A 14,227-nucleotide genomic window follows, 5' to 3' on the forward strand; every position below is an offset into this window, starting at 1 on the left:
AGTAGGGTGGGGCCTTCTGTCACTCACCGGGGAAGACGCATGACAAAAACAACAATGCGCGCCATCTTCACACCGCAGGCGCTGGCAGCCGCGGTGGCTCTGGGTTGCTGTGCCCAGGCGCAAGCGGTTTCGTTCAACATCGGGGAAATCGAGGGCACGTTCGATTCGTCGCTGTCGGTGGGGGCGAGTTGGGGCATGCGCGATGCCGACAAGTCGCTGGTCGGCACGGTCAACGGTGGTACCGGGCAATCCTCCACCGGTGATGACGGGCGCTTGAACTTCAAGAAGGGCGAGACCTTCTCGAAAATCGTCAAAGGCATTCACGATCTAGAACTGAAGTACGGTGACACCGGTGTGTTCGTGCGTGGCAAGTACTGGTACGACTTCGAACTCAAGGATGAAGACCGCGAGTTTAAACAGATCAGCGACAAGGGCCGCAAGGAGGGCGCCAAGTCGTCCGGCGCGCAGATTCTCGATGCATTCGTCTATCACAACTATTCCATTGCCGATCTGCCGGGCACCGTACGCGCCGGCAAACAAGTGGTGAGCTGGGGCGAAAGTACCTTCATCGGCAACTCGATCAACAGCATCAACCCGATCGACGTCTCGGCGTTCCGGCGTCCCGGCGCAGAGATCAAGGAAGGCCTGATTCCGGTGAACATGCTGTTCGGCTCGCAAGGCCTGACGGATCAGTTGACCGTCGAAGGCTTCTATCAACTGGAGTGGGACCAGACCGTACTCGACAACTGCGGCACGTTCTTCGGCGTCGATGTGGCGGCGGACGGTTGCAACAGCGGCTACACCGTCGGCAACCCGGCCATTGCGCCGCTGGTGCCGTTGACCACCGCGTTTGGCCAAGGCATTCAAGTGACCCGCGAAGGCGTGGTGATTCCCCGTGGTGGCGATCGCGATGCGCGGGATTCCGGGCAGTGGGGCACAGCGTTACGCTGGCTGGGTGACGATACCGAGTACGGCCTCTATTTCATGAACTATCACAGCCGCACGCCGACGGTGGGCACGACTACGGCAGGGCTTTCGACCCTGGCGGCCTTGCCGGGCATGGTCGGCATCGCCAACGGCCTGGCGCCCGGCAGCGGCTCGGGGCTGGCGCAGAGCGTGATGCTCGGGCGCGGTGGGTACTACCTCGAATACCCGGAAGACATTCGTCTGTACGGCGCGAGTTTCTCCACCACGCTGCCCACCGGCACCGCGTGGACCGGCGAAATCAGCTACCGGCCAAACGCCCCGGTGCAGGTCAGCACAAACGACCTGACGCTGGCGCTGCTCAACCCTATTGCCGGCGGCACGGCCTCACCACTGTCGACTTCCCCAGGCGCTGACAACAAGGGTTACCGGCGCAAAGAAGTCACGCAGATCCAGAGCACCCTCACGCACTTTTTCGATCAGGTCCTGGGCGCCGAACGCCTGACCGTTGTCGGTGAAGCAGCGGTGGTGCGGGTCGGTGGTCTGGAGTCTCGCAGCAAGCTGCGTTATGGCCGGGACTCGGTGTACGGCCAGTACGGTTTCGGTGGCGATACCGACGGCTTCGTCACCTCGACTTCGTGGGGCTACCGCGCCCGGGCGATCCTTGATTACGCCAACGTGATCGGCGGGATCAACCTCAAACCCAACCTGTCGTGGTCGCACGACGTCGCCGGTTACGGCCCCAACGGTTTGTTCAACGAAGGTGCGAAAGCGATCAGCGTCGGCGTCGATGCCGATTACCGCAACACCTACACCGCGAGCCTCAGTTACACCGACTTTTTCGGTGGCGACTACAACGTCCTCGAAGACCGTGACTTCGTCGCCCTGAGCTTCGGCGTGAACTTCTGATCTGCCCGAGAAGGATGAAAGCAATGCGCAAAATGATTCTGCAATGCGGTGTGCTGGCCCTGAGTCTGCTGGCGGCCAACGTGATGGCCGCGGTATCTGCGGAGGAGGCCAACAAACTCGGCACCAGCCTGACGCCGCTCGGCGCCGAGAAGGCCGGTAACGCTGACGGTTCGATCCCGGCATGGACCGGCGGCATCCCGAAAAACGCCGGTGCGGTGGACAGCAAAGGCTTCCTCGCCGACCCGTTTGCCAATGAAAAACCGCTGTTCACCATCACCGCGGCCAACGTCGACCAGTACAAGAGCAAGCTTTCCGATGGCCAGGTGGCGATGTTCAAACGCTACCCGGAGACCTACAAGATCCCGGTCTATCCGACCCACCGCACCGTCGCCGTGCCGCCAGAAATCTACGAGTCGGCCAAGCGCAGCGCACTCAACGTTACCAGCATCAACGACGGCAACGGCCTCGCCAATTTCACCGGTAATCGCTATTACGCCTTCCCGATTCCGAAGAATGGTGTCGAGGTGTTGTGGAACCACATCACCCGATATCACGGCGGCAACCTGCGCCGGATCATCACCCAGGTCACGCCGCAGACCAACGGCAGCTACACGCCGATCCGCTTCGAAGAAGAGATCGCCGTGCCGCAATTGATGAAGGATATCGATCCGGAAAAAGCCGCCAACGTGCTGACCTTCTTCAAGCAGTCGGTGACCGCGCCGGCGCGACTGGCCGGTAACGTGCTGCTGGTGCACGAGACCCTCGATCAGGTGAAGGAACCGCGTCTGGCGTGGATTTACAACGCCGGCCAGCGCCGTGTACGCCGCGCTCCGCAAGTCGCCTATGACGGCCCGGGCACCGCCGCTGATGGCCTGCGTACGTCGGACAACTTCGACATGTTCTCCGGAGCACCGGATCGCTACGACTGGAAACTGGTCGGCAAGAAGGAAATGTATATTCCGTACAACAGCTACAAACTCGATTCGCCGAAGCTCAAGTACGACGACATCGTCAAGGCCGGGCACATCAATCAGGACCTGACCCGTTATGAGTTGCACCGGGTCTGGGAAGTGGTCGGCACGGTCAAGCCGAGCGAGCGCCACATCTACGCCAAGCGCCACATGTACATTGACGAGGACAGCTGGCAAGTAGCGCTCGCCGACCACTACGACGGTCGCGGGCAACTGTGGCGTGTCGCCGAAGGTCACGCGCAGTACTACTACGATCACCAGGCGCAGGCCTACACCCTCGAAGCGCTCTACGACATCATTGCCGGTCGATACATTGCCCTGGGGATGAAGAACGAAGAGAAGCATAGCTTCGAGTTCGGCTTCGAAGCCAAGGCTGCCGACTACACGCCATCGGCCCTGCGCGCAGAGGGCGTGCGGTAAGGGGTCTGATACATCCGTTGAAAAAAGGCGACCGGGCGGTCGCCTTTTTTATGGCCGCCAATCAGCGAGCTGAATACTTATCAACAAGCCGACGGGAGAAGGCTAGGGTGAGCCTACAACTATAAAAAGGCCTACCCGATGACCGCCATGACGCCATGTCTGGATCGCCCCGGATTTCTGCCCAGACTGTCTGCCCATCACCAGCCACGCGCGCGATTGAACGGGCCGTTGCTGGAGTCGATGGCGCGGGTCAGGCTGATCTGCGCGCCTGCGGGCAGTGGCAAGAGTGCGCTGCTTGCCGAATGTCTGCTGCAGGCGCCGCCACGCTGCGAAGTCGGCTGGTTACCGCTGGCGGGCGCGGCATTGAGTACCAGTGAATTTTGTCTGCGACTGGCGCAGGCGCTGGGGCTGGCCGAAACAACAGAGTCCGCTCTGGTCACTGAGCTGAGTCGCTGGTCGAGGCCCACGTGGCTGTTTATCGATGACTATTGCCGCCTGCCGGATCCGGCGCTGGACGCGTTGCTTGATCGGTTACTGACGGTCAGCAGTCCGGCGTGTGTCTGGTGGATCGGCACGCGCAGACGCCCGCAATGCAACTGGCCCCGCCTGCTGCTCGACGATGAACTGTACGAGTGCGAAAGCCCGACGCTGGCGCTCACGCAAGCAGAAATTGCCCAGGCGCTGAAGCACTTGCCCGCCGAGCAGGCAAGCGACCTGTCAGCGCGAATCTACCAGCGAACCGCAGGCTGGTGCGCCGGGGTCCGCATGGCGCTGTTGCGCAAATGCGATTGGTCGCAGACAACTGAATCACAGCAACGCGTCGATACGCTGCTCGACTACCTGCAACATGAACTCTTCAGTGGCCTCACGCCGGAACTGACCGAAGTCTGGCGCGTGCTCGCACAAATGCCGCGTTTCAATGCTCAACTGTGCGAGCACTTGTTCGGCGTCGGGGAGGGGGCCATACACCTTCGCACTTTGCAATTGCTTGGCTGCTTTATCGAACCGTGGAATGAGTCCGCCGACTGGTTGCAGATTTTTCCGCCGCTGTCTCGCGTTGTGCGCGAGGAACACTGGCCATCGCGCCGTACATGGCACCGCCGGGCGTGCCAGTGGTTCAGCGCTGCACAGGACTGGCGCTCGGCATTTGAGCAAGCGTTATTGGCCGAAGAGTTTGAAGCGGCGATCAGCCTTTTGCAGCACTTCAGTTTCGAGCAGTTATTTGAAGAGCAAACGGTCGTGTTGTTGCTGCGATTACACGAGCAACAAAGTGAAGAGTTGACGCTGAGCACTCCGCAACTGGTCGGGCTGATTACCGCTGCGTTGCTCTTTGCCGGTCGTTTCGAACAGGCAGCGAAATGCATCGGGCACCTGGGGCGGTTCATGCCGCAGCCTTCGCCAGCGCTTGAGGGGGAGTTGATTTCACGTTGGCAAACGTTGCAAGGCTGGTTACTGCATTTGGAAGGGCGGATGGAGGCCGCTCACGAATGCTTTTCGCAAGCGCTGGAGGTACTCGATTCCGAGAACTGGATCGCTCGGGTGATGTGTTTGTCAGGGTTGACCCAGCAGGCTCTGTTGCGCGGCGAGCTGGATCTGGCCCAGGCGCTGAATCGCCAAGCGCTGTGCCTGGCGCGGGCGCACGGCTCGCTGGTTTTCGAAGCACTGCTTGAACTCGATCACGGTCAATTACTCGAGCAGCGCGGTGCGGCACCTCGGGCTGAAAGTCTGCTGGCGGGCGTGCATGATCTGCTCGCCCGCCAGCCGAACCGTCTGAGCCCTTTGCTGGGGCGGATTGCCTTGCGTCGCGGGCGCCTTGCGCTGAGTCAGGGGCTGGATGCCTCGGCGGCTGCGTTTTTTCAGTCGGGGCTGGACGATTGCAAGCGCAATCAAGACAAGCGGGTTTTGTATGGCTATCTGGGACTGGCGCAACTGGCTGCCAACGAGGCGGATTATCAAAAGGCGTTCCTATGGCTGCGTGACGCGGAGCGTTTGATGCAGCAAAGGCAGATTCCGGAAACGGTTTATCGGGGTGTGCTGTTACAGGTCAGCAGCCTGTTCTGGTTACAGCAAGGACGTCCCGAGCTGGTATGCGAGGCCATGACACGTCTGCTGCGGCACTATCAAGGGTCAGCTGCATTACAGGCACCGCCGGCGACACTTGAGCTGATTCCGCGGGTTGAATGTCTGCTGGTCCTGGCGCAGGTTGGCCTTGGTGCTGCTCGCAATCCGATCGGCCGCCTCCAGTTGCTGCTGGAAGCGGCGCAACGATGCAGAATGCTCTCGCTGGAAACCGATCTGCATCTGGCGTTGGCCGAGGTTGCCTTCTTTCAGGGGGATCAGGCCTCGGCGCTGGGGTATTTGCACCGGGGTCTTGAACTGGCTATTCAGCACGGTCTGCATCAGGCCCAGCGTGAGCTGAGAATGCGCCGTCCTGATATGGCGCAATTGCTGGACAACAAGGTCACTGAACCTTCCTGTGCAGAGGCTTTGAGTGGCTCCGGTCTGCTCAGTCAGCGCGAGCTGGAGGTTTTGCGCCTGATTGCAAAGGGGTGTTCCAATCAACAAGTTGCCGATCAGCTCTTTATTTCGATACATACGGTAAAAACTCACGCGCGACGAATACATGGAAAGTTAGGTGTCGAGCGACGAACTCAGGCAGTGGCGAACGCAAAGTTACTGGGGTTTAGTCTGTAGTTTGTTTGTTACAGGTTGAAGGTCAGTTAATTGTCCGGTCGTTTGTCCGAGATGTTTGATGACTTTTTAAAATGTGAAGTAATGAGTGTTGGGTTTTAATGGATTTTGATGTTCGATAGCTTTGCCGCATTCGATAAATGACGTCGTGTCATTTGCTTAATGTTGGAAGTAAGGAGTTGAACATGAATAATCTAAATGCGTCTGCCGGTAACCTGCCCGCCTGGCTGTCTGGTGTCAGTGCGCAAAATCAACAGCGCTACGAGCAGTTGATACAGGCCATGGTTGGCCAGGAATCGCGGCGAGACCAGTTGCTCGGCAGTGCGGCATCGCTGAAAGCTTATGCGTCTACGCGTATTAAAGAATGGCTCAACAGTGCATTGGGCGTTTCGCTTGATCCGGAAAACATAAAAGTCACTTGCCGCCATACCATCAACTTGGGAGCGCGCACGCTTGTTCAGGAAGACAAACGCACCTTTGTGGAACTGGCCCTGTTCGGTTTGCATGATCGCAATCAACGCTTCGCCATGACTTTCGAAGGACAGGTTCCTGTCGGCTTGACTCCCTTGCGCGTCGAAAACTGGTTATCGGCTATTGATATTCGCTCGGATTTTCTGGAGGTGCGTCGTAAAGCCTTTAATGACTACAACGTACAAATTGCTTTGTTGGATGTCTTGGTGGCGCGCATCGCTTACAGCGTGTTTGCCGCGACCTTGCAAGGGCATATCAATCAGTCAGGCATGTCGATGGTCGAGCGTTTTATTCAAGGCGACCCAAGTATTTCGGCCTCTGCCTTTGTCATGAATGGCTACCGGTTCGGTTTCAGGGATCTGATTGTTTACCAGCACAAGGCTAACCCCTTTGGCAGTTGTACTTTGTATGCACCCGGTTCGCCAGATGGCCGCGACTGGTATCAGTTCCCCAATAGTCGCGAGCTGGAATTTCATGTTGCTGGCTGGGTAAGAACAGTTCAAGGGCTGAGCTATCTGACTTCGCAGGCACACCCGTCGGAGAGAGCGACACTGGCGAAATATACAACGGTCCTGCGGCATCTTCCCAGCGCTTGGAAAGGGGCAACGTTTATGCAGTGGCCGGTCGCCCCAGAGGGCATTCTTGCAGAGGCGGTTTTCCACCAGATCGCTTGGGATCTTGCGCAGGAAGGTCTCGCGCATCCTGCGGCCTATCGAGACTCGTCGGGCGAATTACGTCAGTCGTTTGCCCGTTTGAATACTGAATTGAAAGCGCTCTATACCGTCGGCACTCGCGAAGCCGGCTTCCAGACTTATGAGCGCTTTTGTTACGACCTTATCAAACAAAGAATTGAAGAGCTGTTAACAACCTTCGGGAAGACCGTTCAGGTAAACCCGGACGAGATTTTCATTGAACTGAGTGAAAAGGAAAAGGTTCCGCTCACCCAGTTGATTATCAAAGAAACGCCGTTTTACGTTCACGATCTCAAGGGCGAAGTCATTGGGGTTTATCCAAATTTTCGTGTAGGCGAGAAACATCCAGCGCTGCCTGATCTTGATATACGTCATTTGGCCAGTTGGTCCCGGACTTTACGCCCGGGAGAGAAGTACATCGCCATGCTGCGTACTGATTATTTAAATCGGCAACATTCGGATTACGAGTTCAAGCGTGAAGTTCACTTCAAGACCCGACAAGCAGAAATGCACCGTTCGGTGCTGTCTGGTTTTTACTCCGGTGGAATCACGAGCGCAGTGGCTGAGCAATTACGTACGCTGATTACCAACTTCGATAAAGGCCCGGTTTCCTCTTTTCCGCCTTTCGGCGAGACCGCGTCCACTGTGCAGTACAGTGCGGTTTTCAAGTTTCATGTTAAAAGATGCCTGGTTGAAGGGGTTTATGTATTCAGGCTGGTACAGAACCGCAATATCAATGAAATCCTCTACACGCCTGATGCACCTGATGGCGTGCATTTTCGCCCGATGAGTCAATTCTTCGAATCGATCAAGGAACACGGGCTGGGTCAGTACTTCTATGATCGGGTCAAGTACGTGGATCAGCGGATCATGGGCACGTTCATCAACAATATTGAGTTCAACAATATTTCCGAAGAACTTCCGAGGCTTGAGTTGAACAGCCGAGTGCTGTCCTTGCGGGCGAGTTATAACGAACGCATCGAGCGGATTATTTCCGATGTTGACGCGCAGACCACCAGTCTCCACGAAATCATCGGCAAGCTGGCATATGATACGGCGGTATTGGCCGCAAACGTCGTCAGCCTGGTTATCCCGCCGGTAGGGGTGGGGCTCACCGTGGTGCAAATCACCAAGAACGTGTTGGATGGCGCCGAATCCTATAGATATGGCGATCGAGAAAGCGCATTCAACAATTTCAAGGATGCGCTGCTGGATCTGGCTTCGCTGGTGCCCGGCGGTAAAGAAGCGACCAAGGCCCAGAAAACGCTGATTCAGCTCATGGGTGATGGCAAGACAATTGTTGGTCTGATCGCTTCGGCAACCGGCCAGTCCCTTGGCCATGAACGACTTCTGGAGTTACTGGAAGAAATTCTGAAAGAGGAGCCGGCGGGCGACAGCAAAACCGTGTTGCTTTAACAAATCTGAAAGTCGCGGACTATCGGACCTCGAGGCGCGCCTCTGCGTCGAACCCCATCCGCCAACTCACGGCCCGCGTCGCAGCCAACAACCGCTGCGCCGCCGGGCCGTTTTCGTCGGCGTGGAACAACGATGTTGGACCGACGATAGTCAGCACGGCAGCGACTTGCCCGACGGCGTTGAACACGGGGGCCGACAAGGCATCGACACCCGGCATCAGCAAACCATGCACATGGTGCAGACCGCGTTCGCGGATCTTTTCACATAACGTCGCATAAACCTTTTCATCGGCCAGTGGATGGTCGGCGACGGCAATTTCCTGTTCGCGCAACTCGTCGGTTTCCCGGTGCGGCAAGTAGGCGCTGAACACCAGGCCGGTCGAGGAACTGAGCAGCGGCAGCACCGATCCCAGTTGCGTCACCACCGTCACCGCGCGCACTGCCGGTTCGATGTGCACCACGGTCGCGCCCTGATTGCCCCATACCGCCAGAAAACAGGTTTCATTGAGTTCGTCGCGCAGATCGGACAACGGCAGGGCGGCGACTTTCAGCACGTCCATACTGTTGAGGGCGGCCAGGCCCACGCGCAATGCTTCACGGCCGAGGCCGTAATGGTTAGTGGCGGGGTTCTGCTCGGCAAAACCCGAGGCGATCAACGCCTGCAGATAACGATGCACTTTGCTCGCTGGCATCTGCACATGTTCGGCCAGGCGCGACAGCGACGTGGCTGGCGACAACTCGGCCAGTGCCTTGAGGATGTCGGTGCCGACTTCGGCCGAGCGGACTTTCTGTTTGCCGTTGCTGTCGCTGGTTTTTTCCATGGTGCTGCCGGGATCCGAAAACGAATGGGCGTCTTTATAGCTTGACGCTGGATAGCGAGCAAATTACGTTATGCGTAATCGAATTACGATAATAACAACCCCGGCGTGCCGAAACCTCTGAGCCAGAGCGATGGGCCACTGCCGACTCCCTGTTCAGGAGGCTCCATGAACCTCGATTCAACCGCGTCGACGCTGGCTTATCAGTCTGGTTTCGGCAACGAATTCAGCTCTGAAGCGTTGCCCGGCGCACTGCCTGTTGGTCAGAATTCCCCGCAAAAAGCCCCGTACGGCCTGTACACCGAATTGTTCTCCGGCACCGCGTTCACCATGACCCGCAGTGAAGCGCGGCGTACCTGGATGTACCGGATTCAGCCGTCGGCCAATCACCCGGCGTTCGTCAAACTGGAGCGGCAACTGGCGGGCGGCCCGTTGGGTGAAGTGACCCCCAATCGCCTGCGGTGGAACCCTTTGGACATCCCGAGTGAGCCGACCGATTTCATCGACGGTCTGGTGAGCATGGCGGCCAACTCCGGTGCCGAGAAACCGAACGGGATCAGTATTTATAACTACGCGGCCAACCGCTCGATGGAGCGCGTATTTTTCAACGCTGACGGCGAACTGCTGTTGGTGCCGCAACTTGGACGTCTGCGCATCGCCACCGAACTGGGCGTGCTGGAAGTGGCGCCGCTGGAAATCGCCGTGTTGCCGCGCGGTCTGAAATTCCGTGTCGAGATACTCGATCCTCAGGCTCGCGGCTACGTTGCCGAGAACCACGGCGCGCCACTGCGTCTGCCGGATCTGGGGCCCATCGGCAGCAACGGTCTGGCCAATCCGCGCGACTTCCTGACGCCGGTCGCCGCCTACGAAAACCTGCAACAACCGACCACACTGGTGCAGAAATTCCTCGGCCAGTTGTGGGGTACCGAACTCAATCACTCACCGCTGAACGTTGTCGCCTGGCACGGCAACAACGTGCCTTACAAATATGACCTGCGCCGTTTCAACACCATCGGCACAGTCAGTTTCGATCATCCGGACCCGTCGATCTTCACCGTGCTGACGTCGCCGACCAGCGTGCACGGTCTGGCCAACCTCGACTTCGTGATCTTCCCGCCGCGCTGGATGGTGGCCGAGAACACCTTCCGTCCGCCGTGGTTCCACCGCAACCTGATGAACGAATTCATGGGCCTGATCCAGGGCGAATACGACGCCAAGGCCGAAGGCTTCGTGCCCGGCGGCGCCTCGCTGCACAGCTGCATGAGCGCCCACGGCCCGGACGGTGAGACCTGTACCAAAGCGATCAACGCCGAGCTTAAACCCGCGAAGATCGACAACACCATGGCCTTCATGTTCGAGACCAGCCAAGTGCTGCGCCCGAGCCGTTTTGCTCTCGACTGCCCGCAACTGCAATCCACTTACGACGCCTGCTGGGCCACGCTGCCCGCCACGTTCGACCCGACCCGGAGATAACCCATGACGCAGAATTCCATCACCCGCAGCTGGGTCGCTTCCGCCAATGGCCACACCGATTTCCCGTTGCAGAACCTGCCGTTGGGCGTGTTCAGCATTGATGACTCGGCGCCGCGCAGCGGTGTCGCCATCGGTGAACACATCTTCGATCTGCAAGTGGCGCTTGAGGCCGGTCTGTTCGACGGCGTTGCTCGCACGGCGGTGGAAGCCATGCACGGCGGTCAGCTGAACGCGTTCTTCGCGCTCGGTCGTGAGGCGCGAGTTGCCTTGCGCGAACGTCTGCTTGAGCTGTTCAGCGAAGGCAGCACCGTGCGCGGCAACATCGAAGCTCAAGGCGCAAAACTGCTGCCGTTGGCCGTCGATTGCCAGCTGCATTTACCGGCGCGCATCAGCGACTACACCGACTTCTACGTCGGTATCGAACACGCGCAAAACGTTGGCAAACTGTTCCGCCCCGACAACCCGTTGCTGCCTAATTACAAGCACGTGCCGATCGGTTATCACGGTCGCGCCTCCACCGTGCGTGCGTCCGGCACCGACGTGCGTCGTCCGAAAGGCCAGACCTTGCCGGCCGGTGCGAGCGAGCCGACTTTCGGCCCGTGCGCGCGTCTGGACTATGAGCTGGAGTTGGGGATCTGGATCGGGCAGGGCAACGAGATGGGCGAGCCGATAGCCATCGGTGATGCCGCCGAACACATCGCCGGTTTCTGCCTGCTCAACGACTGGTCGGCCCGCGACATTCAGGCTTGGGAATACCAACCGCTGGGGCCGTTTCTGTCCAAGAGTTTCATCACCAGCGTCTCGCCGTGGGTGGTGACTGCCGAAGCGCTGCAGCCATTCCGCACCGCGCAACCGGCACGTCCTGAAGGTGATCCGCAGCCGCTGCCGTATCTGTTCGACAAGCGCGATCAGGACGGCGGCGCCTTCGACATCGAACTGGAAGTGCTGCTGCTCACCGAAGCCATGCGTGAGCAGAACCTGCCAGCCCATCGCCTGACCCTGAGCAACACCCGCTACATGTACTGGACCGTCGCGCAAATGGTTGCGCACCACAGCGTCAACGGTTGCCAGTTGCAGGCCGGCGATCTGTTCGGTTCGGGCACTTTATCCGGCCCTGAGAGCGGTCAGTTTGGCAGCTTGCTGGAGATCACCGAGGGCGGTAAAAAGCCGATCGAACTGGCGTCCGGCGAAGTGCGTAAATTCCTTGAGGACGGTGACGAGATCATCCTGCGCGCCCGTTGCGCCCGCGACGGTTTTGCTTCCATCGGCTTCGGCGAATGCCGCGGCAAAGTGCTGGCGGCGCGCTGACAGGAGCGGCTCATGGATCTCTATACCTATTACCGTTCGACCTCGTCGTACCGGGTGCGGATCGCATTGGCGCTCAAGGGCCTCGATTATCAGGCGTTGCCGGTCAATCTGATCGCGCCGTCCGGTGGCGAGCATCGGCAAGCGGCGTATCTGTCGGTCAATCCGCAGGGACGGGTGCCGGCCTTGCGTACCGATGATGGCGAGTTGCTGATCCAGTCGCCGGCGATCATCGAGTATCTGGAAGAACGTTATCCACAGATGCCGCTGTTGCCCGAAGACCTCGCTGCGCGCGCCCATGTGCGCGGCGTCGCGGCGGTGATCGGTTGCGATGTGCATCCGCTGCACAACGTCAGCGTGCTCAATCGGCTGCGTCAGTTGGGGCACGATGAACCGCAGGTGGTGGAGTGGATCAGTCACTGGATCAGCCAGGGCCTGGCGACGGTTGAGCCGTTGATCGGCGACAGCGGCTTCTGTTTCGGCGAGTGGCCGTGCGTGGCAGACGTTTACCTGATCCCGCAGTTGTATGCGGCAGAGCGCTTCAACGTTCCGCTTGAGGCTTACCCGCGGATTCTTCGCGTGGCGGCGTTGGCTGCCGAACATCCAGCGTTCATCAAGGCGCATCCGGCCAACCAGCCAGATACACCTTAAAACTCCACTTAAAACCCTGTGGGATCAGGGCATCACCCCAAAAATCATAAAAACAAAACAGGTACCTTGCGATGCACAACCAGATTGCCAGCTTCCGGGTGGCACTCGACGCCCGTCCTGTGTCCCGCTATCAGTGGTTGCTCTTGATCCTGCTCGCCTTGCTGCTGGTCACTGACGGCTATGACGCTCAGGTGCTCGGCTATGTGGTGCCGGCATTGGCCCAGGATTGGGGTCTGGAGAAATCTGCGTTCGGGCCTGTGTTCAGCGCCAACCTGCTAGGCCTCACGATCGGCTCTCTCGTCGTCACGCCACTGGCCGACCGCTTCGGGGTGCGCCGTATCTTGCTCGCTTGCGTGCTGATCTACGCCAGTCTGACCGTGCTGATGGTGTTCGCCGACTCCCTGAATAGCTTGATGATCGCGCGTTTCATCTGCGGCATCGGTATGGGCGGCGCGATGCCCAGCGCCATGGCGTTGATGTCGGAATATTCGCCGCCGCGCCTGCGCACCTTGATGGTGACACTGGCCGCGTGTGGCTTCTCGTTTGGCGGGGCGGCGGGTGGTTTTGTCGCGGCCGGTTTCATCGATCAATTCGGTTGGCAAGCGGTGTTCCTCGCCGGCGGCGTGACGCCGTTGCTGCTATTCCCGTTCCTCTGGTGGATGCTGCCGGAATCCTTGCCGCGATTGCTGCGTGATGCACCGCCGTATGCGCGACTGCGCAAAGTCACCGCGCGGATGTTGCCGGACTGGCAACCGCCAGCCGCTTCCGTCGAGCAGAACGAACGCGAGCAGGGCAGCAAACTGACCGTCGTCGAGTTGTTTCGCAATGGTTATGCGCGACCGACGTTGCTGATCTGGGCGACATTTTTTGTCAGTCTGATTCTTTTGTATTTCATGATCAGTTGGCTGCCATCGCTGTTGCTGGAAAGCGGCCTCAAACTCAACGAAGCCAATCTGGTGACGTCGATGTTCCTGTTTGCCGGGACGCTGGGTGCGATCTGTATGGCCTGGTTCGCCGACCGCTTGAAGCGCAAGGTGCGGCTGTTGTCTGGCGTACTGGCGGGGGCGGCGTTGTGCACGATTCTGTTGGGGCTCAATCACGACACCCCGCGTTACCTGGTGGCCTGCGTGTTTGCTGCGGGCTTCTGCATCATTGGCGGGCAACTGACGCTGAATGCATTCGCCAGTAATTTCTATCCCGCGCATGTCCGTGCCACGGGCACTGGGTGGGCGTTGGGGGTAGGGCGCTTCGGTTCGATTCTAGGGCCGCTGTTCGGCAGTCTGCTGCTGGCGATGCACATTCCGGTGGAGCAGATTTTCTTCTTCTGCGCGATTCCGGCGGTGATTGCGGCGCTGTTGATCATTCAGGTGCGTTCGCCTGCTGAAATAACAGCGACCACTGTGGGAGCGAGCCTGCTCGCGAAGAACGATAACGCGGTCTGACCTTGAGACAGAGTCGCATGCATCGCAAGCAGGCTAGCTCCCACA

9 protein-coding genes are annotated in these 14,227 nt (G+C 59.0%); 8 read left to right on the top strand and 1 reads right to left on the bottom strand.

Annotation, left to right across the window (positions count from 1 at the left end):
• The first annotated feature begins 39 nt into the window (after nucleotides 1-39).
• The 4 genes from PSH79_RS04670 to PSH79_RS04685 all read left to right on the top strand — a co-directional run bounded on the left by PSH79_RS04670 (nucleotide 40) and on the right by PSH79_RS04685 (nucleotide 8,494).
• Entirely contained in the window at nucleotides 40-1,833 is a 1,794-nt protein-coding gene (locus tag PSH79_RS04670) for a DUF1302 domain-containing protein (RefSeq protein WP_305441469.1), read from the top strand.
• Between the two features lie 23 nt (nucleotides 1,834-1,856).
• Nucleotides 1,857-3,224 carry a DUF1329 domain-containing protein gene (locus PSH79_RS04675; protein WP_370872604.1) on the top strand — a complete coding sequence of 456 codons (1,368 nt, stop codon included), beginning with the start codon at nucleotides 1,857-1,859 and terminating at the stop codon, nucleotides 3,222-3,224.
• 138 nt (nucleotides 3,225-3,362) lie between these two features.
• A complete protein-coding gene (locus tag PSH79_RS04680) occupies nucleotides 3,363-5,918 on the top strand; it encodes a LuxR C-terminal-related transcriptional regulator (protein WP_305441471.1) in 2,556 nt (851 codons plus the stop codon).
• A 182-nt stretch (nucleotides 5,919-6,100) separates the two neighbouring features.
• A complete protein-coding gene (locus PSH79_RS04685) occupies nucleotides 6,101-8,494 on the top strand; it encodes a dermonecrotic toxin domain-containing protein (RefSeq protein ID WP_305441472.1) in 2,394 nt (797 codons plus the stop codon).
• Between the two features lie 19 nt (nucleotides 8,495-8,513).
• Here the strand turns inward: PSH79_RS04685 and PSH79_RS04690 are convergent, their stop codons facing one another.
• Nucleotides 8,514-9,314, bottom strand: a complete 801-nt coding sequence (locus PSH79_RS04690) for an IclR family transcriptional regulator (protein ID WP_305441473.1) — start codon at nucleotides 9,312-9,314, stop codon at nucleotides 8,514-8,516.
• 165 nt (nucleotides 9,315-9,479) lie between these two features.
• Between PSH79_RS04690 and hmgA the strand changes: the two genes are divergently transcribed.
• The 4 genes from hmgA (at nucleotide 9,480) to PSH79_RS04710 (ending at nucleotide 14,182) form a co-directional block, all read left to right on the top strand.
• The gene (gene hmgA, locus PSH79_RS04695; RefSeq protein ID WP_305441475.1) at nucleotides 9,480-10,784 is read left to right on the top strand and encodes a homogentisate 1,2-dioxygenase; all 1,305 of its coding nucleotides are present in this window, start codon (nucleotides 9,480-9,482) and stop codon (nucleotides 10,782-10,784) included.
• Between the two features lie 3 nt (nucleotides 10,785-10,787).
• The gene (fahA, locus tag PSH79_RS04700) at nucleotides 10,788-12,092 is read left to right on the top strand and encodes a fumarylacetoacetase (protein WP_305441476.1); all 1,305 of its coding nucleotides are present in this window, start codon (nucleotides 10,788-10,790) and stop codon (nucleotides 12,090-12,092) included.
• Between the two features lie 12 nt (nucleotides 12,093-12,104).
• The gene (maiA, locus tag PSH79_RS04705; RefSeq protein WP_305441477.1) at nucleotides 12,105-12,740 is read left to right on the top strand and encodes a maleylacetoacetate isomerase; all 636 of its coding nucleotides are present in this window, start codon (nucleotides 12,105-12,107) and stop codon (nucleotides 12,738-12,740) included.
• Between the two features lie 71 nt (nucleotides 12,741-12,811).
• Nucleotides 12,812-14,182 carry an aromatic acid/H+ symport family MFS transporter gene (locus tag PSH79_RS04710; protein ID WP_305441479.1) on the top strand — a complete coding sequence of 457 codons (1,371 nt, stop codon included), beginning with the start codon at nucleotides 12,812-12,814 and terminating at the stop codon, nucleotides 14,180-14,182.
• Nucleotides 14,183-14,227: the final 45 nt, after the last annotated feature.

Origin of the sequence: Pseudomonas sp. FP2196, from assembly GCF_030687715.1 — a bacterium.
Classification (GTDB): domain Bacteria; phylum Pseudomonadota; class Gammaproteobacteria; order Pseudomonadales; family Pseudomonadaceae; genus Aquipseudomonas.

Excerpts from the sequence above, each read along its gene's own strand:
- PSH79_RS04685 (WP_305441472.1), top strand. The coding sequence starts at position 6,101 with ATGAATAATCTAAATGCGTCTGCCGGTAACCTGCCCGCCTGGCTGTCT.
- PSH79_RS04675 (WP_370872604.1), top strand. The coding sequence starts at position 1,857 with ATGCGCAAAATGATTCTGCAATGCGGTGTGCTGGCCCTGAGTCTGCTG.
- PSH79_RS04710 (WP_305441479.1), top strand. The coding sequence starts at position 12,812 with ATGCACAACCAGATTGCCAGCTTCCGGGTGGCACTCGACGCCCGTCCT.
- maiA (WP_305441477.1), top strand. The coding sequence starts at position 12,105 with ATGGATCTCTATACCTATTACCGTTCGACCTCGTCGTACCGGGTGCGG.
- PSH79_RS04670 (WP_305441469.1), top strand. The coding sequence starts at position 40 with ATGACAAAAACAACAATGCGCGCCATCTTCACACCGCAGGCGCTGGCA.
- PSH79_RS04680 (WP_305441471.1), top strand. The coding sequence starts at position 3,363 with ATGACCGCCATGACGCCATGTCTGGATCGCCCCGGATTTCTGCCCAGA.
- PSH79_RS04690 (WP_305441473.1), bottom strand. The coding sequence starts at position 9,314 with ATGGAAAAAACCAGCGACAGCAACGGCAAACAGAAAGTCCGCTCGGCC.
- fahA (WP_305441476.1), top strand. The coding sequence starts at position 10,788 with ATGACGCAGAATTCCATCACCCGCAGCTGGGTCGCTTCCGCCAATGGC.
- hmgA (WP_305441475.1), top strand. The coding sequence starts at position 9,480 with ATGAACCTCGATTCAACCGCGTCGACGCTGGCTTATCAGTCTGGTTTC.